22 protein-coding genes are annotated in these 19,468 nt (G+C 62.3%); 3 read left to right on the top strand and 19 right to left on the bottom strand.

Going from position 1 to position 19,468, the window contains the following annotated elements; genetic code table 11:
- Window positions 1–21: 21 nt before the first annotated feature.
- The 9 genes from flgJ to flgB all read right to left on the bottom strand — a co-directional run bounded on the left by flgJ (window position 22) and on the right by flgB (window position 7,057).
- The gene (gene flgJ / locus L6418_RS02280) at window positions 22–852 is read right to left on the bottom strand and encodes a flagellar assembly peptidoglycan hydrolase FlgJ (RefSeq protein WP_237247862.1); all 831 of its coding nucleotides are present in this window, start codon (window positions 850–852) and stop codon (window positions 22–24) included.
- A 10-nt stretch (window positions 853–862) separates the two neighbouring features.
- Window positions 863–1,969, bottom strand: coding sequence for a flagellar basal body P-ring protein FlgI (locus L6418_RS02275; RefSeq protein ID WP_269807820.1), 1,107 nt, complete (start codon window positions 1,967–1,969; stop codon window positions 863–865).
- A 12-nt stretch (window positions 1,970–1,981) separates the two neighbouring features.
- The gene (locus L6418_RS02270; protein WP_237247861.1) at window positions 1,982–2,632 is read right to left on the bottom strand and encodes a flagellar basal body L-ring protein FlgH; all 651 of its coding nucleotides are present in this window, start codon (window positions 2,630–2,632) and stop codon (window positions 1,982–1,984) included.
- A 12-nt stretch (window positions 2,633–2,644) separates the two neighbouring features.
- Entirely contained in the window at window positions 2,645–3,427 is a 783-nt protein-coding gene (flgG, locus tag L6418_RS02265; protein WP_237247860.1) for a flagellar basal-body rod protein FlgG, read from the bottom strand.
- 21 nt (window positions 3,428–3,448) lie between these two features.
- Window positions 3,449–4,192 carry a flagellar basal-body rod protein FlgF gene (gene flgF / locus L6418_RS02260; RefSeq protein ID WP_237247859.1) on the bottom strand — a complete coding sequence of 248 codons (744 nt, stop codon included), beginning with the start codon at window positions 4,190–4,192 and terminating at the stop codon, window positions 3,449–3,451.
- A gap of 24 nt (window positions 4,193–4,216) precedes the next feature.
- A complete protein-coding gene (gene flgE / locus L6418_RS02255; RefSeq protein ID WP_237247858.1) occupies window positions 4,217–5,440 on the bottom strand; it encodes a flagellar hook protein FlgE in 1,224 nt (407 codons plus the stop codon).
- A 47-nt stretch (window positions 5,441–5,487) separates the two neighbouring features.
- Entirely contained in the window at window positions 5,488–6,153 is a 666-nt protein-coding gene (locus tag L6418_RS02250) for a flagellar hook assembly protein FlgD (protein ID WP_237247857.1), read from the bottom strand.
- A 14-nt stretch (window positions 6,154–6,167) separates the two neighbouring features.
- A complete protein-coding gene (gene flgC, locus L6418_RS02245) occupies window positions 6,168–6,572 on the bottom strand; it encodes a flagellar basal body rod protein FlgC (protein ID WP_237247856.1) in 405 nt (134 codons plus the stop codon).
- Window positions 6,573–6,649: 77 nt separating this feature from the next.
- Window positions 6,650–7,057, bottom strand: coding sequence for a flagellar basal body rod protein FlgB (flgB, locus tag L6418_RS02240; protein ID WP_237247855.1), 408 nt, complete (start codon window positions 7,055–7,057; stop codon window positions 6,650–6,652).
- Between the two features lie 287 nt (window positions 7,058–7,344).
- Here flgB and flgA point away from each other — a divergent pair, with 287 nt between their 5' ends.
- From flgA to L6418_RS02225, 3 genes are all read left to right on the top strand, one after another.
- A complete protein-coding gene (gene flgA / locus L6418_RS02235; protein WP_237247854.1) occupies window positions 7,345–7,968 on the top strand; it encodes a flagellar basal body P-ring formation chaperone FlgA in 624 nt (207 codons plus the stop codon).
- Between the two features lie 98 nt (window positions 7,969–8,066).
- Complete coding sequence (flgM, locus tag L6418_RS02230; protein ID WP_237247853.1) at window positions 8,067–8,384, top strand: flagellar biosynthesis anti-sigma factor FlgM; 318 nt, start codon at window positions 8,067–8,069, stop codon at window positions 8,382–8,384.
- Entirely contained in the window at window positions 8,381–8,854 is a 474-nt protein-coding gene (locus L6418_RS02225) for a flagella synthesis protein FlgN (RefSeq protein WP_237247852.1), read from the top strand. The genes flgM and L6418_RS02225 overlap by 4 nt, the downstream gene beginning before the upstream one ends.
- 17 nt (window positions 8,855–8,871) lie before the next feature.
- Here L6418_RS02225 and motD read toward each other — a convergent pair whose 3' ends face one another.
- The 10 genes from motD to L6418_RS13430 all read right to left on the bottom strand — a co-directional run bounded on the left by motD (window position 8,872) and on the right by L6418_RS13430 (window position 19,424).
- Window positions 8,872–9,654, bottom strand: a complete 783-nt coding sequence (motD, locus tag L6418_RS02220; protein ID WP_237247851.1) for a flagellar motor protein MotD — start codon at window positions 9,652–9,654, stop codon at window positions 8,872–8,874.
- Entirely contained in the window at window positions 9,654–10,403 is a 750-nt protein-coding gene (locus L6418_RS02215; protein WP_237247850.1) for a flagellar motor protein, read from the bottom strand. Before L6418_RS02215 ends, motD begins: the two co-directional genes overlap by 1 nt.
- Entirely contained in the window at window positions 10,403–11,113 is a 711-nt protein-coding gene (locus tag L6418_RS02210) for an RNA polymerase sigma factor FliA (RefSeq protein WP_237248688.1), read from the bottom strand. The genes L6418_RS02215 and L6418_RS02210 overlap by 1 nt, the downstream gene beginning before the upstream one ends.
- Window positions 11,114–11,142: 29 nt before the next feature.
- Window positions 11,143–12,000, bottom strand: coding sequence for a cellulose synthase operon protein YhjQ/BcsQ (locus L6418_RS02205; RefSeq protein ID WP_237247849.1), 858 nt, complete (start codon window positions 11,998–12,000; stop codon window positions 11,143–11,145).
- Window positions 12,001–12,124: 124 nt separating this feature from the next.
- The gene (flhF, locus tag L6418_RS02200; RefSeq protein ID WP_237247848.1) at window positions 12,125–13,429 is read right to left on the bottom strand and encodes a flagellar biosynthesis protein FlhF; all 1,305 of its coding nucleotides are present in this window, start codon (window positions 13,427–13,429) and stop codon (window positions 12,125–12,127) included.
- On the bottom strand, window positions 13,426–15,510 hold the full coding sequence (flhA, locus tag L6418_RS02195) for a flagellar biosynthesis protein FlhA (RefSeq protein ID WP_237247847.1): 2,085 nt from the start codon (window positions 15,508–15,510) through the stop codon (window positions 13,426–13,428). The genes flhF and flhA overlap by 4 nt, the downstream gene beginning before the upstream one ends.
- Window positions 15,511–15,643: 133 nt before the next feature.
- A complete protein-coding gene (gene flhB, locus L6418_RS02190) occupies window positions 15,644–16,789 on the bottom strand; it encodes a flagellar biosynthesis protein FlhB (RefSeq protein WP_237247846.1) in 1,146 nt (381 codons plus the stop codon).
- Window positions 16,790–16,866: 77 nt separating this feature from the next.
- Window positions 16,867–17,445 (bottom strand): CheB methylesterase domain-containing protein, encoded by a 579-nt coding sequence (locus L6418_RS02185; RefSeq protein ID WP_332875546.1) that lies wholly within the window; start codon window positions 17,443–17,445, stop codon window positions 16,867–16,869.
- Window positions 17,445–18,287: a CheR family methyltransferase gene (locus tag L6418_RS02180; protein WP_237247845.1), complete on the bottom strand. Its 843-nt coding sequence runs from the start codon at window positions 18,285–18,287 to the stop codon at window positions 17,445–17,447. The genes L6418_RS02185 and L6418_RS02180 overlap by 1 nt, the downstream gene beginning before the upstream one ends.
- Window positions 18,288–18,296: 9 nt before the next feature.
- Window positions 18,297–19,424 (bottom strand): methyl-accepting chemotaxis protein, encoded by a 1,128-nt coding sequence (locus tag L6418_RS13430; protein WP_269807819.1) that lies wholly within the window; start codon window positions 19,422–19,424, stop codon window positions 18,297–18,299.
- Window positions 19,425–19,468: the final 44 nt, after the last annotated feature.

Genomic DNA, 19,468 nt, shown 5'->3' with positions numbered 1-19,468 from the left:
TCGGCACAATAATCAGAAACTTTAGGCGCGCGCGCTGACGCTGCCGATCACTCCAGCCAGCTTGTCGGCATAGCGAGGGTCGGTGGCATAGCCGGCTTGCTGCAACCCCTGCGCGAACATCCTGGCATCCCCCTGCCCGATCACGCCGGCATACCTCGGGTTGCCGCTCAACAGATTGGCGTAGTCCTGGAACGATTCGGCATATGAGCCATAGGCACGGAATCGCTCCACCTGCTTGCTCGCCACGCCGTTGTGGTATTCGGTGGTGGTCACCTCCGCCACCTTGCCGTTCCAGTCCTTGCCCGCCTTGATGCCGAACAGGTTGTGGCTGTTGCTGCCGTCCGCCATCCTGATCTCGCGCTTGCCCCAGCCGCTTTCCAGCGCAGCCTGCCCAAGGATCAGGTGCGCCGGAATGCCGGTGCTGCGGCTGGCCTGCTCGGCCGGCGCTTTCATCCTGTCGACGAAAGCCTGCTGGACATCGCCTTGATAGGCAGACGGCACCGCCCCCGGCACGGCTGAAGTGGCTGCCGGTGCCGGCGCGCTGCCGGAATGGGTACGACTGAGCTGTTTCACCATGAGGTCGGCCAGGCCGATGCCGCGCGCCGACATGTTCTGCGCCAGTTGCTGGTCGAGCATGCCGGTGAACATCTTGGTCTGCTCGCTGTCGAGCGCCCCATCCTGCGGTGTCGCATCCCGCATGCTCTTCAGCATCATGTTCAGGAACACCGTCTCGAATTGCTGCGCCGCCGCCTTCAGCGCCTGATCGGGAGCCTGTTTCGCCTGCAGGCGCAGCTTGTCCAGGCTCTGGCTGTCTGCCGCCAAACTGCCGATGTCGGTACCGGGGATCGCCATGACCGCAGCCTCAGATCACCTCGAGGTCGGCATGCAAAGCACCCGCCGACTTCATCGCCTGCAGGATCGCCAGCATGTCCTGCGGGGTCACGCCGATGGAGTTGAGCGCCTTGACCACATCGTTCAGGTCGACGCCGCGTTTCAGCCGCAGCAGGTTGCCCTTGTCGGCATTGATCTCGATCGTGGCATTGGTCACGGCCGCAGTCTGCCCCTGGGAAAGCGGTGCGGGCTGGCTCACCGTATTCTCCGCATTGACCACCACCGTCAGGTTGCCGTGCGCGACCGCGCAGTCGTCGAGCGAGACATGCTGGTTCATCACCACTGAGCCGGTGCGTGCATTGACGATGACCTTGGCGCTGCCCGCCGCCACATCGACATCCAGATTCTCGATCTGCGAGATAAAGGCAACGCGCGCGCCGCCTTCCGGCGCCTTGATCTGGATGGTGCGCGCATCCACGGCCATGGCGATTCCCTGGACAGGCGCGAGGTTGTGATCGATCGCTTCCGCCAGACGCATCGCCGTGGTGAAGTCGGCATTGTTCAATTCGAGATAGACGTACTCGCCCTGGCCCAGAGCGGTCGGCACGGAACGTTCCACCGTCGCACCGCCGGGGATGCGGCCCACGCTCAGGTGGTTCACCTGCGTCTTGGAACCGGCTGCCGCGGCACCCGCCCCGCTCACCAGCATGTTGCCCTGCGCCATGGCATACACCTGCCCGTCTGCGCCTTTCAGCGGCGTCATCAGCAAGGTGCCGCCGCGCAGGCTTTTCGCGTTGCCGATGGACGACACCGTGATGTCGATGGTCTGGCCGGGACGCGAGAATGGCGGCAACGAAGCCGTCACCGTCACCGCGGCCACGTTCTTCAGCATCATGATGCTGCTGCTGCCCGGCGGCATGTTGACTCCCATCTGCAGCAGCATGTTGGTGATGCTTTGCACCGTGAACGGCGTCTGCATGGTCATGTCGCCGCTGCCGTCCAGGCCGACCACCAGGCCGTAGCCTATCAACTGGTTCTCGCGCACGCCCAGCACGGTGGCAATGTCTTTGATGCGCTCCGCCGCTGCACTCATGGAAACGAGCATCAGCAGGGCGAACAGAAACGATCTGATATTCATGATTTCACCTCGTCAGAACGGCAATATCGAGTAGAAGATGCGGTTGAACATGCTGAACACCGACGCCGTATCGATACTGTTCGCCCCCTTGTATTCGATATGCACATCCGCCACCTGGGTCGATTGCACGGTATTGCTGCCGCTGATGGTGATGGGATTCACCACGCCGGAGAAGCGCACATATTCCTGGGACAGCTTGATGGCCACCTGTTTTTCCCCGGCGACGCGCAGATTGCCGTTGGGCAACACCTCGATCACCGTCACCGTGATCGCACCGGAGAAGGAATTGCTGCCGGAACTGTCGCTGGCACTACCCGACTTGACACCGCTGCTGCCGGTCACGCCGCCCGTCGCACCGGCCAGAGCCGGGGCGGTCATGGCCAGACTGCCGGTATTGGTATCGTCATGCCCGGACTTGCCGGAAGCCGCTGTCGCCTCGACGATGTTGATGATCAGCACGTCGCCGACCCGATGCGGACGATAATCCTCGAACATCGGACGGTCGTTCACCCCGGCCTGGAAAATCGCCCCCTTGTTGTCTGCCGCCGCCGCCGGCTCCACCGGACGCGCGGTCAGGGGGTCCTTGATGCTGGTCGATGGCACACAGGCCGCCAGCGACGACGCCAGCAACAGCAGGTTAATCATTCCAATGATCTTGCGCATGGCGTGCCTCACTTACATCTGTGTCAGTTTCTGCAGCATCTGGTCCGAAACGGTGATTGCCTTGGAGTTCATCTCGTAGGCACGCTGCGTCTGGATCATGTTGACCAGTTCTTCCACCACGTTGACGTTGGAGGTCTCCACATAGCCTTGGCTCACGGTACCCGTGCCGTTGGTGCCAGGCACATTGGCCAGCGGGGCGCCCGACGAACCCGTCTCCTGGTACAGGTTCTGTCCCATGCTTTCCAGGCCGGTCGGGTTGATGAATGTCGCCAGCTGTATGCTGCCGACCTGCACCGCCGTTGCCGTACCCGGCTGCGTGACCGAAACCACGCCATCCTGGCCGATGGTGATCGAAGTCGCATTGGCCGGAATGGTGATCGACGGTTGCAGCGGGAAACCGTTGGAAGTGACGATCTGGCCCTGGTTGTTGGTCTGGAAGGAACCGTCGCGGGTATAGCCGGTGGTACCGTCGGGCAGCAATACCTGGAAGAAACCCGCCCCTTGGATCGCCACATCCAGCTGGTTGCTGGTCTGTTGCAGGTTGCCCTGCGTCTGCAGCCGTTCGGCGGCGATGGGTCGCACCCCGGTACCGACCTGCATGCCGGACGGGATCTGGGTCAGCTGCGACGACTGTGCGCCCGGCTGGCGCATATTCTGGTACAGCAGGTCCTCGAACACCGCACGCGAACGTTTGAAGCCGTTGGTGCCGACGTTCGCAAGGTTGTTCGAGATGACATCCATCTGCGTCTGCTGCGCTTCCATACCGGTCTTGGCGATCCACAGGGAACGAATCATGATAAATATCCTTTTTAAAATTCAGCCGGTGACACTGAGCACACCGCTGGCCTGCTTGGCGTTGTCGTCCGCCGTTTGCAACATCTTCATCTGCATGTCGTACTGGCGCGCCAGCGAGATCATGTTCACCATCGACTCCACCATATTGGTGTTGCTGCCCTCCAGGTTGCCGGAGACTACCGTCACCTGCGCATCGGCATCGGCAGCTTTGCCGTCCCGGGTGCGGAACAGGCCGTCTTCGCCGCGCACCAGCTGGTTTTCCGGCGGGTTGGTCAGCTTGATGCGTCCGACGATCACCTCCTGGGCTGCCATCGTGCCGCTGGGCACGGTCGAGATGGTGCCGTCCTTGGCAATCGTCACCTCGGTGTCCGGCGGAATGGTGATCGGCCCGCTATCGCCCATCACCGTCATGCCGTTGCGGGCCTGCAGGATGCCGCCGGGCAATACCTGCAGGCTGCCGTTGCGGGTATAGGCCTCGTTGCCGTTCTCGTCCTGCACTGCGATCCAGCCCTTGCCGTCGATGGCCACATCGAGCTTGCGCCCGGTCGCCTGCATGACGCCGGGCGTGAAGTCGGTGCCGGCGGTCGAATCGACCACGAAGGTACGGGTCGGCAATCCTTCCCCGACCAGCGGCACGCTGCGGAAAGCGTCGATGGTCGAGCGGAACCCCGGCGTATTGATGTTGGCCAGGTTCTGCGCCACCGATGCCTGCTGCTGCATGGTGTGCGAAGCCCCGGTCATCGCGGTGTAGATCAGCCTGTCCATATCGCCCTCCTCGCCTTGTTCCGCTTAACGCAGGTTGACGATCGTCTGCATGATCTGGTCCTGCGTCTTGATCGTCTGTGCATTGGCCTGGTATGCGCGCTGGGCGGTGATCATGTTCACCAGCTCGGCGGTCAGGTCGACATTGGAATCTTCCGTGGCCGAGGTCTGCAGCACGCCGAGGCTGGAAGAACCGGGGACGCCCACCAGCGGAGCGCCCGAGGTTGCGGTCTCCACCCACTGGTTGTTGCCCTGCGGCTGCAAGCCCTGCGCATTGCTGAAATTGGCCAGCACGACCTGGCCCAGCGGCTTGGTCTGTCCGTTTGAATAGCGCCCGGTCACGATACCGTCGGAGCCGGTGCTGAACCCGGTCATGTGCCCCGAGGTATAGCCGTCCTGGGTGAGCGAATTCACGCCGAAGGTGCTGCCGAACTGCGAGGTGCCGGCGAAATTGAAGCTCAATGTTTGCGCCGCCCCCCCGCCCGACGGCGTGAACGATGCGGAAGTCACCGCCGCCGCTGGTGCCGTCATTACGCCGCTGGTACTGAAGGTCATCGCCGTCAGGGGAGCCACCGGGGTAGGAACCGAAGCTCCGTCCACCGTCAGATAGGTGTTCCAGGCATTGGTGGCCGTCTTGACGAAATAGAGCGAAGCGGTATGGGCGCCGCCCAGGCTGTCGTAGACTGTCGCCGAGGTGGAGTTGTTGAAGGTCGCCGAATTGTTCGGATCGAATGGAGCTACTGCCGGCACGGCCAGACGTGCGTCCAGATTGAGTCCGGCGGTGACGCTCGCGGTCGGCTTGGGCAGCAGGTCGGCGGTGGAAATCTGCAAATCTGCGGGAGCGGTCGCCACGATCGTGCCGGCGGCATTCGGCAGATACCCGGTGAGTTTGTAGCCCTGGCTGTCGACGATGAAACCGTTCTTGTCCATCTGGAACTGGCCGTTGCGGGAGTAGGTGATCGATCCGTTGTTGTCCATGCGGAAGAAACCGGCACCGCTGATAGCCATATCCAGCGAGTTGTTGGTGGTCGTGATATTGCCCTGGGTGAATTGCTGCGCCACCGTGGCCACCCTGACGCCAATACCCGCCTGCCCGCCGCTGGAACCGGCCATCGAACTGGCGTAGACATCGGCGAATTGCGCCTGCGAACCCTTGAAGCCGACCGTGCTGGCGTTGGCGACATTATTGCCGATCACGTCCAGACTCTTGGATGCTGCATTCAGACCGCTCAGACCTTGTTCGAAACCCATGACAACCTCCTGTTAATATCGATCACGTGCGCCTTGCGCAACATTCATTACAAAACCTGCCGCACCGCGCTCAGCGCCACATCGCCGAGTGCCCCCATGCCCAGCGCCGGCCCGTTGGAAGTCAGCGAAACGCTGTTCACCATGCCGTAAGACAGTGTCGTCGGGCTGCTCTTGCTTGTCCCGACCATGGCCGTGGCGCTGAATTGATAAGTGCCGTCCGCCACGGTCGCACCGGTATTATCCTTGCCATCCCAGGCAAAGTTGACCACTCCGGCCGCGCTTTGCTGACCCAGCTGCAGGGTGCGCACGACATTGCCGCTGGCATCGGAGACATTCACCGTGACACTGTCCGCCGGCTGGGTCAATTCCACCGCCGCGGTTCCCTGCGAGTTCGCCAGGCTGATCTGGCTGCCCGGCACCAGCGCGGCATGCCCGATCATCGACGTCGCCTGCAGGGATTGCGACGTTGCCATGCTGGAGCTCAGCGCCTGCACCGTGGCGTTCAGCTGATTGATGCCGCTCACCGTGGAAAGCTGCGCCATCTGCGAAGTGACCTGCGAATTGTCCATCGGATTGAGCGGGTCCTGGTTCTGCAGCTGGGTCACCAGCAGCGTCAGGAAACGATCCTGGGTCGCCGCCAGCTGGGAGCTTGCTGTCGACGTGATCGATTGCGCAGCCGTGGATGAAGTACTGCTCTGCACTGAAGTGGTCATGGCTTTAGCCTCCTTTATTGTCCGATGGTGAGCGTTTTGATCAGCAGGTTCTTGGACGTGTTCATCACATCCACGTTGTTCTGGTAGGAGCGTGAAGCTGAGATCATGTTGACCATCTCGTCGACCGGGTTCACGTTGGGCAGCGTCACATACCCCTGGGCATTGGCCATCGGATGCTGCGGGTCGTACACGACCTTCATCGGCGAACTGTCTTCCACGACAGCTGCGACCTGCACTCCCTCGCCTGCCTGGCCGGCGATCGGAGTGGTGCTGAATACCACCTGTTTGGCCCGGTACGGCTTTCCATCCGGCCCGGTGGCGCTGTCGACGTTGGCGAGATTGCTGGCGACCACGTTGAGGCGCTGCGATTGCGCCGTCATGGCAGAGCCGGCAATGTTGAATATATTGAATAGTGACATCTTAACCCTCCTTGCTGCCTGTTTCCCGAATCCCCAGCCTTCCGCACACGACAACAGGGACCGCCGGAAACAGTTTTCTAGAACCCTTGTAAAGCGCTCAACACATCCTTCACGTCTTCGCTGATGAATTTCAGGCTGGCCTCATAGCGCAAGGCATTGTCGGCGAACTGCGCCTGCTCCACATCCATATCCACCGTATTGCCGTCGGCGCTGGGCTGCAGCGGCTTGCGGTACAGCACGGGAGCACCCATCACGCTCTCGCCCGTCGCCCCCGCCAGATGCTGCGGCGAAGTGGCCGCTACCGGCAGTTTCCCGCCGCTGCCGGAAAGTGCCCCCTGCAGCGCACTGGCAAAGTCGATGTCCTTGGCCTTGTAGTTCGGCGTGTCGGCATTGGCGATGTTGGACGCGATCAGTTCCTGCCGCACGGCGCGCAAATTCAGCGCCGTCTGCTGAAACTGGAGCATCTGATCTATCCTGCCAGCCATCTTTCCCTCCTGCCTCCGTAGCGGCCCTCTCGACCGGCCCTGTTTTCCTGCGTATGCTTGCGCAACCGGGGCCTTACGCGCTGTTTCCTTGACTGGCCCCCACGGCTGCTACTCTTTTCATGGCTTGCATACTAATCACGGCTTGCCCCCCCCTATCTGTCGATTAAGGGCAGAAACCCGTTTTATTTCCCGCTTTCAAAAAACCGGCCCGGTTCCACAATATCGCCATGAAATACCTGTGTTCAACATTGTGCGTCTTGCTAGTCTGCGCCCCCCCCGCCTGGGCCATGGAGAAGCAGAGCCACGCCCTCATCCGGGACACCGCCCTGGCATACGCCCGGGCGCAGACGCAGTCCCTGCCCGGCAAGGTCAGCATCCAGATCGAGAACATCGACGCGCGCACCGCACTGCCGGCCTGCACCCCGCTCGAGGCTTTCCAGTCCGGCAACTCGCCGTTGCTCGGCAAAACCAGCATCGGCGTACGCTGCAACGGCAACCCTGGCTGGTCGATCTTCGTACAGGCGACCATCCGCGTCAGCGCCACACTGCTCGTCGCCAATCACCCGCTGCTGCAAAACAAAGTATTGAATGCGAACGATTTCAGCCTCCGGGATGGCGAACTGGGACAACCCGGCATCCTGACCGATCCAGCCCAGGCGGTCGGCAAGATGCCCAGGTTCGGCATCGGGGCGGGACAGGTATTGCGGGAAGACATGCTGCGCGCGCCCTTCGTGGTGATCCAGGGCAAAACGACCGAAGTCCGGGTTAACAGCGCGGGGATCTCCGTCCGCACGTCCGGCGAAGCGCTCAATAACGCCGCCGAAGGGCAAGCCGTGCAGGTACGCATGCCTTCCGGCCAGGTCGTCAGCGGCATGGCAACTGCGGCAGGGGACGTGGAAGTACGCCCCTGAAATGCATATAATGCACAACATTCAAGCAGCCACCCTAAAGTTTATCGATCAACTGCCGATGTAGTAAGCGAACGTGCCAGTGTGAAGGGGAATACCCAATGAAGATCGAAAAGACCAGCAAGCCGCTACCCACCCCATCAGCCGGGGAAGCGGGTTCGCGCAATACGGCTGTACAAACCACGGACGGCAAGACCAGCTCCACGGGAAATAGCGCAACCAGCGTGCATCTGGGTTCGACCACTGCGCAGCTGCGCAGCATGGAGAGCAGCATCGCCAGCACACCGCTGGTGAATGTCCAGAAAGTGGCGGAGATCAAGCAGGCCATCAGCGAAGGCCGCTTCAAGGTGAATTCGGGCGTTGTAGCCGACCGGTTGATCAATTCCGTGCAGGATCTCATCACCGCGAGCAAACATTGACGCACCTGAAAACCGCTACCAGCACGACGGAACTCCTGTCCAACCTGAACGACGAATGCGAAGCTTTGCGCGCATTCGTCGTTTTGCTTGAAGACGAGCGGCGCGCATTGCTCGGACAGCACACCGAAAAACTCCTGCCCCTCTCCGAAGCCAAGATCCAGCTCACCGACAAGATCACGGCGCTTGCCAGGGCACGGCAGGAACACTTGCAGGCTAGCGGCCTCGACATGGCGGCATGGCTGAAAGAAAATGCGACGCAGGGACTGCCCACATGGCAGGAGACTCGCCGCCTGGCTGCGCACCTGCAGCGCCTGAACCAGACCAACGGCGAACTGATCCAGATCAAGCTGCGTTACAACCAGCAGGCGCTCGGCGTGCTCTACGGTGCAGCCCAGAGTACAGCCGGCCTCTACGGCGCGGATGGGCAACCCAATCAGCCCAGTGCCAGCCGCATTCTCGGCAGCGTCTAACCCCTAATCTTGCTGGCTTACTGCTGCTCTGGCGCCGGTGGCTGCAGGGCGGATTCCGTTTCCGGCTCAGGTGTCAGCACGGTGATGGTCACGCGCCGGTTGCGGGCGCGCCCCTCCGGCGTATCGTTCGACAGCACCGGCTGATTGTCGGCCTCCCCGACCGCCCTCAGACGCTGTGCGCCGATTCCCTGCTCGATGAACAGCCGCACCACGCTGCTGGCGCGCGCCGACGACAGCTCCCAGTTGGAGGGAAATCTCGCGGTACTGATGGGCAGGTTATCGGTATATCCCACCACTTCGATGGCGAATTCGTTGTCCGCCAGCACTTTCGCCGCATCTGCCAGCGTCTTGCGCGCGTCGGGCTGGATGTCCGCTTCCCCCTGGTTGAACAGCGCACTGGCATTGATCTCCAGTTCCACACCGCGGCCGGTCTGGGAGACGTTCATCTGCCCGCTCTTCACAAAAGCCGCCATGGATTGATTCAGGCTGTTGGCCAGATTCTCCATGCGCTCGTTCTGTTTACGCTGCTTTTCGGCCAGCCGCGCGTTGCGCCTGTCGACCAGCGATTTGAAGTACATCTCATCCTCGCTCAGGCGGACTGCGCTGCCCTCACCTGCCTTGCCGTTGGCACCGAACGCCTGGTTGACGGCCACGCTGAACACCTTGTATTTGCCCTCGTTCACCGAGGAGATGCCGTACATGACCACGAAGAAGGCGAACAGCAGGGTGATGAAGTCGGCGTAGGAGACCATCCAGCGCTCGTGGTTGTCGTGCTCGGCACGTTTCGGGCGGCGCGCCATCAGCCGGCCTCCGGACTGTAGCCCTTCAGCTTGTTCTCGATGAAGCGGGGATTCTCGGCATTGGCGATCATGCACAATCCGTCGATCAGCATGTCGCGCATGTTCACCTGCTGCGCGATGAGTATCTTCAGCTTGCCGGCGATCGGCAGGAAGATCAGATTGGCCGAGCCGACGCCATAGATGGTGGCAATGAATGCCACGGCGATCCCCGCGCCCAGCCTGGCCGGATCGCCCAGGCTCTGCATCACATGTACCAGCCCCAGCACAGCGCCGATGATGCCGATGGTCGGGGAATAACCCGCTGCGGACTCCCACACCCGGGCGGATTGCCAACGCAAGGTTTCGTAACTATGCACATCGATATCCAGTATCTCGCGGATCTTTTCCGCGCTGTTGCCGTCCACCAGCAGCTGTAATCCCTTGGCGACAAAAGGATCGTCGACATGCTTGAGCTGGGATTCCAGCGCAAGGATGCCATCCTTGCGTGCGATGCCGCCCCAGACGGCGATCTGCGTAGCCAGCCGCTGGGTATCGACCACCGGCGTGACGAACACCCAGCTGCCCATCTTGATCCCGGTCATGAACACATTGAGCGGATGCTGCAGCATTACCGCACCGATCGTGCCGCCGAACACGATCATGAAGGCCGCCAGTTGCAGCAGCACATTGATTGTGCCGCCTTCGAGCAGCTGTCCGCCGACGATGCCGGTAAAACCAAGCAGCAGGCCGAACAGGCTGAGTTTGTCCATCAATATCCCTTCATCGAGGCCCGCAAACGGGCCACCGCCTGGCTGTGCAACTGGCACACGCGCGACTCGGAGACTCCCATCACCTCGCCGATCTCGCGCAGGTTCATGTCCTGCTCATAGTGCATGCCCATCATCATCCGTTCGCGTTCCGGCAATCGTTCGATCGCCTGTACCAGCGCCTCGCGAAAACGCCCGTCCTGCAACAGTTCCAGCGGGTTGCTATCGCTGGAGAACTCGAACCGTTCGAAGAAATCCTCGTCTCCCTCACCGTGGAAATCCTCGTAATACAGCAGTTGCGCCCCGCGCCCCTCCTGCAGCATCTCCTGGTATTCGGGCAGGGAGACGCCCAGCTCCCGGGCAATCTCGGTCTCGCTCGGCGCCTTGCCCAGCTTCTGCTGCAAACGGCTGACCGCCACCTCGATACGGCGCATGTCACGGCGCAGGCTGCGCGGCAGCCAATCCGCACCGCGCAATTCGTCCAGCATGGCGCCGCGTATGCGCTGGGCGGCATAGGTCTCGAACTGCGCACCGCGCAATTCGTCGTAGCGGCTGGCGGCATCCAGCAGGCCCATCATGCCCGCCTGGATGAGGTCGTCCACTTCCACGCTGCCCGGAAGCTTCAGCATCATGTGATGCGCGATACGCTTCACCAGAGGCGCATACTCCTTCAGGCATTCTTCCTTGTCGCTCAATCCGTTCGGCGTATACATGGCCTTCATCTTCAGGTTGCTGGCGATCCTCATGTCATCGTCGCCATTATGTTCTTGGCCGGGCGCGCCTGGCGCATCAGGCGTTGCATCACGCTGCCCAGCACATCATGCCGCTCATCCGAGGCCTGCGGCACCCGCAGCAGGCCCTGTGCGATCTCGCGCATGGCATAGGATGCCTGGGCCGCCGGGAACGCCTCGATCACCGGACGGCATAATTGTGTCGCACGTTTGAGCTTTTCATCAACCGGAATATGGCCCAGGTACTCCAGCCGCACCTGCAGGTGGCGGCTCGCCACCTGTGCCACATTGTCGAACACCGCCAGCGCTTCGCGTTCGCTGCCGACCTTGTTGACCACGATATCGAATGCCTGCCTGCCATTATGCATCGCCATCTGCTTGAGCAGCGCATAACTTTCAGTGATCCCGCTGGCTGTGGCATTCAGCACCAGCAACAGCGGCTCTTCGCCGGACAGGCTGGCGCAGACGGAATGGCCGGCACGCGCCGCGTCCACCAGCACCACATCCATATCCCTGGCAGCCTCGCTCAATGACTGCAGCAGCCGCTCGCGTTGCGCCTCATCCAGCCTAGGCAGGCTCTGTATCGCGCGAGCCACCGGCAGCACATGCACGCCTTGCGCATCGCGCAACATCACATCCTGCCAGGTCCTGTCGCCGCGCACCACATTCAGCAGATCATAACGGGCTCTCAGCGCCAGCGTGTTCGCCACGTTGTCCTGCGACAGGTTCTCGTCCAGCACCAGCACATCCTTGCCGGAATTCGCCAGTACCGCGGCAAGGTTAACCACGATGCTGGTCGCCCCCAAGCCGTCGCGCGCGCCGACCACCGTCACCACCCGCGAAGTGGTGCGCGCCAGCAGGCGGCGCAACCCTGCGGCCTGATCGGGGATAAAAGATTGCCGTTCTGGTTTTTCTGCTCTCCCGCTGGCGGGCATAGTCGAATGGCCAGTTATTCCACCAGCGGATTGAGGAAAGGAATTGTTTGCCGGATTGTCAGATCGCATATTGCTCTCCCATCGTCCGCGCGCTGCCAATCCCGGCCATAAAAGCGGGCAATTCGGTTTCCCGCATGGAGAATGCCGTACCCGCCTTGCCCACATCCTTGAATACCCGGTGCAGCAGGTATTCCAGGTTCACCTCGTGCAGGTCCTCCGGTACGCGCTGGCCGCTGGCGATGTAATGCATGGTCAGTTTGTGGCGCACCACCACATCCAGCACCGTGCCCAGGGTCACCGCCTCGTCCAGCTTGGTCGGGATGCAGCCGATCACGCCGGTGCCGCCGTACATCTTCACCACATCGTCCAGCGTGCCGCCGGAACTGGTGGCATTCAGCAGCAGCAGGCGCTGCACGCCCACCGCATCGAACATGCGCGCCTGGTCGGCCACGCGGCTGTCGCGCTGCCCCACACCCATGGTATCGATCAGCACCAGATGCTTGTGCTTCAGGCCGGACAGGGTCAGTTTGAGATCCTCGGTGTCGCGCACCGCATGCACCGATACGCCAAGGATCTTGCCGTAGATCTTCAATTGCTCGTGTGCGCCGATGCGATAGCTGTCGGTGGTCACCAGCGCCACCTTGTCGGCGCCGTAGCGCACCACGGCACGCGCCGCCAGCTTGGCGGTCGTGGTGGTCTTGCCCACGCCGGTCGGACCGACCAGCGCATACACGCCGCCGCGCGCCACCACATCCTCCTGCAGCGTAGCCACGCGCAGATTGTGTCCCAAGATGCTGCGCAGCCAGTCGAGACCGCCGCCGGCAGGCATCTTGTCGAGCAACTGCCGCGACAGCATCGGGCTGAAACCCGCGTTGAGCATGTCGCGCAACAGGCCGCCACGGGCCGGATCGCGCTGCTGCATGTCCGACCACGAAAGGCGGGCCATCTGTTCCTGCATCAGGTTGCGCATGGTCTTGATCTCGGACAGCAGTGTCTGCTGCTCCGTGCCTGTCTCCCTGTTTTCGCGCTTCGCTTCCTGCTGACGCATCTCGTTCGCTTCCAGCACTTTCGCGCCGAGCATCGCCGCCTGGTTGGCGCCTTGCGGGCTCAGCTTGCCGACGGCTGCCGCCTGCCTGGTTGCACCTTCGCCCCCCTTGACTGGCGATCTGCCGCGCGGCTCTGCGGCACCATCGTTCAGGCGTGTTTCGCTCAGATGCGCGAGTTCGGAACCGGCCATCGCCACGATTTCCACGCCCTCCGCCACCTTGCGGTTGGACAGGATCACGGCATCCTCGCCGAGCTCGATACGCACCAGTTTCAGCGCATCGCGCGAACTGGCTGCAATGAATTTTCTAGCGTTCATGCCCTACCTCCCACCATCGATGTGAACCTTACCGTCTTGAATCCCGGCACTTCCTCCTGCGAAATCACCCGCAGCTGCGGCAGCGAACGTTTCAGGAAGCGCGCCAGCAGGTCGCGGATATGCCCCGGCACCAGCAGCACCGTGGGCAGCCCCATCTGCTCCTGCGTCTGTGCGGCGCTGCGCGCCTCGCGCAGCAGGGTGCTGGCCAAGCTGGGCTCGATCGCCGAGCCGCCTGCCTGCAACGCCTGCGCCAGTACGTATTCGAGTTCCTTGTCCATGCCGATGACCTGCAGTTCCTGCGCCGAGGGATAGAACTGCTGCACGATGGCGGGGCCAAGCGCCACGCGCACCAGCCCGGTCAGTACCGCAGTATCCTGGGTCTGCGGCGCGTGCTCGGCCAAGGTCTCCAGGATGGTGCGCATGTCGCGGATATGCATGCCTTCGTCCAGCAGGTTCTGCATGACCTTCTGCACCGTCGCCAGCGGCAACAGTTTGGGCACGAGGTCTTCGGTCAGCTTGGGGGCGAACTTGCCCAGATGGTCCAGCAGCTGCTGCAGTTCCTGGCGTCCCAGCAGTTCGGCCGCATGGGTATGGATCAGATGGCTCATGTGCGTCGCCACCACGGTACCGGCATCGACGACGGTGTAGCCCATGGCTTGCGCCTGTTCGCGCACGGATCCGTCCACCCAGACGGCAGGCAGCCCGAACGCCGGGTCTTTGGTCTGCGCACCCGGCAAAGTCCCGCTCACCTGGCCGGGGTTGATCGCCAGGAACATATTGGGATAGGCCTCGCCGCTGCCGATCTCCGCGCCCTTCAGCGTGATGCGGTAGCCGTTCGGGCGCAGGTCGAGGTTGTCGCGGATGTGCACGGCGGGCGGCAGGAATCCCATATCCTGGGTGAACTTCTTGCGGATGCCCTTGATGCGCCGCAGCAGGTCGCCGTCCTGCGCCTTGTCCACCAGCGAGATCAGGCGATAGCCGACCTCCAGGCCCAGCACGTCCACCTGCGCCACATCCTCCCAGCTGGCTTCGGGCGCTTCGGTACTTTGCGCGAGAACCGGGTTCGCCACCTCAGCCGCCTTTGCTTCCGCCTCCCTGCTCCGCTGCAGCAGGAAGAAGGCGAACCAGCCCAGCGCACCCGCCAGCAGCAGGAATGCGAAGTGCGGCATGCCGGGAATCATGCCGAGCATGCCGATGATAGCGGCCGTCAGCACCAGCACTTGCGGGCTGGCGATCAGTTGCTTGGTCAGCTGCTGGCCGATGTTGTCCTCGCTGGAAACACGGCTCACCACCATGCCGGCAGCAGTGGAGATCACCAGCGCGGGGATCTGGGCCACCAGCCCGTCGCCGATGGTCAGCAGGGTGTAATTCTTGGCGGCGGCGGCGATGTCCAGGTCGTGCTGCACCACGCCGATGACCAGCCCCCCGACCACGTTGACGAGCATGATGATGATGCCCGCCACGGCATCCCCTCGCACGAACTTGGATGCACCGTCCATCGCACCGTAGAAGTCGGCTTCCTGCGCGATCTCGGCACGGCGCTTGCGCGCCACATCTTCGCCGATCAGGCCGGCATTGAGGTCGGCATCGATGGCCATCTGCTTGCCGGGCATCGCATCCAGGGTGAAACGCGCGCCCACTTCGGCGATACGCCCGGCACCCTTGGTGATGACCACGAAGTTGATGACCACCAGGATGACGAACACCACGATGCCGACGGCGTAGTTGCCGCCGACCAGGAAATGGCCGAACGACTCGATCACCTTGCCGGCCGCATCCGGGCCGGTGTGGCCCTGCAGCAGCACCACGCGGGTGGAGGCGACGTTGAGCGACAGGCGCAGCAGCGTCGAAATCAGCAGCACGGTGGGGAACACGGCGAAATCGAGCGGCTTGGTGGTGTTCATGGCCACCAGCAGCACCATGATGGCCATGGCGATGTTGAAGGTGAACAGGATATCGAGCAGGAACGGCGGCAGCGGCAGCACCATCATCGACAGGATCATCACGATCAGGATTGGGCCTGCCAGACCGCGCACCCCGCCGCGCATCATCGCGGCTTTCAACGTTTCCAGGATATCCATACGCACCTCTTGCACTCATTCTTGCGGCCTGCCGAGACCGCTTCTCTTGTGCGTATTATCTGAAACGGGCGTCGAATCGATGACGTGAATAGAGGGGGATTTCGGCGGCAATTCCGGCCTGTCGGAAATCGACCTACAGCGCGGCGTTGGCCGGGTCGAGCTCTTTGGGAACCGGCAATTCGTGCGGTTCCTGCGGATAGGCGCCGCCGACCTGCTTGTAGCGGCGCAACTGGTAAACATAGGCCAGCACTTCGGCGACCGCGGTATAGAGCGCCTCGGGAATGGTCTGTCCCAGCTCGCAGTGCCTGTGCAATGCACGCGCCAGAGGCGGCGCCTCGAGTATCGGCACGTTGTTTTCCCGGGCGATCTCCTTGATCTTTGCCGCCATCAGATGCGAGCCCTTGGCCACCACCATCGGCGCGCGCATCTTGTTGTCGTTGTATTTCAGCGCCACGGAATAGTGCGTCGGGTTGGTCACCACCACATCGGCCTTCGGAATCTCCGCCATCATGCGGCGGCGCGCCATCTCGCGCTGCATGCTGCGGATACGCGCCTTGACCTGGGGATCGCCCTCGGTCTCCTTGGCTTCCTGGCGCACCTCTTCCTTGGTCATCTTCATCTTCTTGTTGTGTTCCCACAGCTGGAACGGCACATCCACCGCCACGATCAGCAGCATGCCGCCCATGATGGCGGCAAAGCAGCCCCATATCAGGCTGCCGAGATGCGGGATGGCAAAGGCGAGAGGTTCGCTCACCAGTTGCAGCACCGCGTCCTTGTTATGCCAGATCACCCAGGCGCCGACGAGGCCCACCACCAGCGACTTGGCGATCGCCTTCGCCAGTTCCATCAGGCTGTTGGTGGAGAACATGCGGCCGATCCCGGTCAGCGGATTGAGCTTGTTCAGGTTGGGCTGCAGGGGTTTGAGCGAGAACAGCCAGCCGTTCAGCAACAGCGGCGAGGACACGGCAACCAGCAACAGCAGGCCGAGCAGCGGCAAAAAGGCGAGCAGCGTCGCCATGCTCAATTCATGCAGGCGCGGCACCAGCAATTCGGAATGGAAGGCCAGGTTGGTATCCAGCGTCAGCCCATCCTTGATCAACGCGATCAGATGTTGCGACAACGCCGAGCCCATCAGCCAGATACCCGCACCGCCAGCCATCAGCACGGCGAACGTGGACAGCTCGCGCGAACGCGCGACCTGCCCTTCTTCGCGCGCCTGGTCGAGGCGTCGTTGCGAGGGCGATTCGGTCTTTTCTAGGTCACTGTCTTCTTCGGCCATGGCAAGGTCCTTTGCTCATGGCGATTATCGCGATCCGGGGGAAAATCAAACCGCAGAACAGCGGGTGGAATACGGCTCTATCCGGCGAGCGCGATGTGTGCCAGCACGCGTTCGGCCATCCTGGGCAGGGGCACGACCTCGTCCACCGCACCGAGTGCGATGGCTTCGCGCGGCATGCCGAACACCACGCAAGTCGCTTCATCCTGGGCAAAATTGTAAGCGCCCGCTTGTTTCATCTTCAGCATCGCCGCGGCGCCATCCTTGCCCATGCCGGTCAGCATCACGCCGACGGCATGCGCACCGAGATGCCTGGCCGCGGACAGGAAGAGCACCTCGACCGACGGGCGATGGCGGTTCACGGGGGGATCGCGGCTGAGTACGGTACGGTATTTCCCGGCCACCTGTTCCAGCAGCAGGTGCGAATGGCCGGGTGCCAGATAGGCGCGTCCTGCCACGATCTCTTCATGGTGTTCCGCTTCCCGTACCTGCATCGCACTCAGGTGATCCAGCCGCTCGGCAAAGGATCTGGTGAACAACTCAGGCATGTGCTGGGCAATGAGGATGGCTGGTGCGTGCGCGGGCATGCCGGACAGGAACACCTTGAGCGCTTCGGTGCCGCCGGTGGACGAACCGACCACGATGACCTTGCCGGACATCATCCGCTCCTGGCCTGGTCCGCCAGTTCGTAGACGGTGTGCCCGCGCAACTTGAACCAGGCGGCGGCATGGTAGAAATTTTCGGAATGGCCGGCAAACAGCAGGCCATCGTCGCGCAACAGCGGCGCGAACTTCTTCAGGATGGAAAGCTGCGTGGCCTTGTCGAAATAGATCATCACATTGCGGCAGAAAATCACATCCAGCGGCGGATGGACAGGCCACGCCGCATCCAGCAGGTTGATGCGGCGGAAATCGATCATCTTCTGCAATTCCGGCCGCACCTGCATATCGCCGGCATGGTCGCCGCTGCCGCGCACGAAGAAACGTTCGATCTGGTGCGCGGGCAGCCTGCTCACGGCATCGGCCTTGTAACGCCCTTCGCGCGCCGTTTGCAGCACCCTGGTATCCAGGTCGGAAGCGATGATGTGCACCGGATGCTCGTACCCCCCCAGCGTTTCCACCGCCGTCATCGCCATCGAGTAGGCTTCTTCGCCGGTGGAACAGGCTGAGCACCACAACACCAGCGGACGACCGGCGTCCTGTTTGCGCAGGTGTTCGGCCAGCAAGGGGAAGTGATGGGGCTCGCGGAAGAACGAGGTGAGGTTGGTCGTGAGCGAATTGGTGAATGCCTCCCACTCGGCACCGTCGCCGCGCTGCAGGCGGTCCAGGTAATCGGCGAAACTTGTGATCCCGGTGGCTCGCAAACGCCGCGCCAGACGGCTATACACCAGTTCCTGCTTGTTCTCGCCCAGCGCGATGCCGGCGTGCTCGTGGATCAGCTTGCGGATGCGCTGAAAATCGTGATCGGTGAATTGGAACTCGCGTGGATGTGCGCTGCTCATGCCGCCATTCTAGCGTGCGGAATGGCATAGCAGATCGCTATCGCGTTCCCCCGCCACGGCGATGCGTTCCAGGCCGCCCAGCACCTCCATGCTGTCCGCCTCCATCCTGGCCACCAGTTCCATGCCGCGCAAGGCCTCGCCGGCGCGGAACGCAGCCACGGCATCCTTGCCGTGCTGGTGGAAGGACTGGTGCGGGTTCGCCACGGCCGTATAACCGTCCAGCCTGGAATAGCAGTCCTTGCCTTCGCCCTCGAAATACCATTTGCCCAGCCGGCAGGCGGTATGCGAAGCAAAACTGTCCGGCGTATTGTCCGATATCCCCATGAACACCTTGTAGATCTCGAATTTGTACAGGATATGGTCGATCTTGGCGACCTCGATGAAGCTGCGCAATGCCGCCGCCGAGATGGCGCCTTCCATGGTTTGCGACAGGTCGAGCAGCTGCTTCATGTTCTGCATCACATGAGTGACTTCGCTGCTGAACATCTGCGATTTTCCGGACCACTCGTGCATCTGGGTCTGCGTGCGTTCGGTCTCGCCCTGGATGGCCACGACGATGGTGGAGATCTCGCTGGTGGCCTTGGCGGTGCGTTCCGCCAGTTTGCGCACTTCATCCGCCACCACGGCGAAACCGCGTCCCTGCTCGCCGGCCCGCGCCGCCTCGATCGCGGCATTGAGCGCCAGCAGGTTGGTCTGGTCGGCGATCTCCTTGATCAGCTGCACGATGCTGCCGATCTGCGCCGCCCGCTCGGTCAGGTTCTTCACGTTCTGCGAAGTCCGCATGGTATCGCCGGAAAGCGATTCCAGACTGCCGGCGATCTTCATGACTGCTTCGCGGTTGCTGGCGGAAACCCTGGCGGCATCGATCGCATTCTCCTTCTCGTCGCGCAATGAACCGGCCGCCTGGGCTTGGGATTGCTGCAGTTCGACGAAGGAAACGCCGAAGTTTTGCATGTTGCCGAATATCTCGCGAGCCACATCGCATTCTGTCCGTGCCGCTGCCGCTGCAGCCTGCGCGGCAGCGCGCTCGCCCTCCACACGCGCCAGTTCGCTGCGCAGTGCGGCGATGTCGCGCTCGGCCTCCGCCAATCTGCTTTGCAATGCCAGATTGGCTTGCCTGGTCTCCCCCCCGAACATGCTCTTCTCCTGATCTGTCGATGACGCTCGTTGTCGTCACCCTT

Source organism: Sideroxyarcus emersonii (assembly GCF_021654335.1).
GTDB classification, from domain to species: domain Bacteria; phylum Pseudomonadota; class Gammaproteobacteria; order Burkholderiales; family Gallionellaceae; genus Sideroxyarcus; species Sideroxyarcus emersonii.
The sequence above is the reverse complement of the archived record's forward strand: the minus strand, read 5'-3'. Positions and strand labels throughout refer to the sequence as shown.

Excerpts from the sequence above, each read along its gene's own strand:
- flgJ (WP_237247862.1), bottom strand. The coding sequence starts at position 852 with ATGGCGATCCCCGGTACCGACATCGGCAGTTTGGCGGCAGACAGCCAG.
- L6418_RS02275 (WP_269807820.1), bottom strand. The coding sequence starts at position 1,969 with ATGAATATCAGATCGTTTCTGTTCGCCCTGCTGATGCTCGTTTCCATG.
- L6418_RS02270 (WP_237247861.1), bottom strand. The coding sequence starts at position 2,632 with ATGCGCAAGATCATTGGAATGATTAACCTGCTGTTGCTGGCGTCGTCG.
- flgG (WP_237247860.1), bottom strand. The coding sequence starts at position 3,427 with ATGATTCGTTCCCTGTGGATCGCCAAGACCGGTATGGAAGCGCAGCAG.
- flgF (WP_237247859.1), bottom strand. The coding sequence starts at position 4,192 with ATGGACAGGCTGATCTACACCGCGATGACCGGGGCTTCGCACACCATG.
- flgE (WP_237247858.1), bottom strand. The coding sequence starts at position 5,440 with ATGGGTTTCGAACAAGGTCTGAGCGGTCTGAATGCAGCATCCAAGAGT.
- L6418_RS02250 (WP_237247857.1), bottom strand. The coding sequence starts at position 6,153 with ATGACCACTTCAGTGCAGAGCAGTACTTCATCCACGGCTGCGCAATCG.
- flgC (WP_237247856.1), bottom strand. The coding sequence starts at position 6,572 with ATGTCACTATTCAATATATTCAACATTGCCGGCTCTGCCATGACGGCG.
- flgB (WP_237247855.1), bottom strand. The coding sequence starts at position 7,057 with ATGGCTGGCAGGATAGATCAGATGCTCCAGTTTCAGCAGACGGCGCTG.
- flgA (WP_237247854.1), top strand. The coding sequence starts at position 7,345 with ATGGAGAAGCAGAGCCACGCCCTCATCCGGGACACCGCCCTGGCATAC.
- flgM (WP_237247853.1), top strand. The coding sequence starts at position 8,067 with ATGAAGATCGAAAAGACCAGCAAGCCGCTACCCACCCCATCAGCCGGG.
- motD (WP_237247851.1), bottom strand. The coding sequence starts at position 9,654 with ATGGCGCGCCGCCCGAAACGTGCCGAGCACGACAACCACGAGCGCTGG.
- L6418_RS02215 (WP_237247850.1), bottom strand. The coding sequence starts at position 10,403 with ATGGACAAACTCAGCCTGTTCGGCCTGCTGCTTGGTTTTACCGGCATC.
- L6418_RS02210 (WP_237248688.1), bottom strand. The coding sequence starts at position 11,113 with ATGTATACGCCGAACGGATTGAGCGACAAGGAAGAATGCCTGAAGGAG.
- flhF (WP_237247848.1), bottom strand. The coding sequence starts at position 13,429 with ATGAACGCTAGAAAATTCATTGCAGCCAGTTCGCGCGATGCGCTGAAA.
- flhA (WP_237247847.1), bottom strand. The coding sequence starts at position 15,510 with ATGGATATCCTGGAAACGTTGAAAGCCGCGATGATGCGCGGCGGGGTG.
- flhB (WP_237247846.1), bottom strand. The coding sequence starts at position 16,789 with ATGGCCGAAGAAGACAGTGACCTAGAAAAGACCGAATCGCCCTCGCAA.
- L6418_RS02185 (WP_332875546.1), bottom strand. The coding sequence starts at position 17,445 with ATGTCCGGCAAGGTCATCGTGGTCGGTTCGTCCACCGGCGGCACCGAA.
- L6418_RS02180 (WP_237247845.1), bottom strand. The coding sequence starts at position 18,287 with ATGAGCAGCGCACATCCACGCGAGTTCCAATTCACCGATCACGATTTT.
- L6418_RS13430 (WP_269807819.1), bottom strand. The coding sequence starts at position 19,424 with ATGTTCGGGGGGGAGACCAGGCAAGCCAATCTGGCATTGCAAAGCAGA.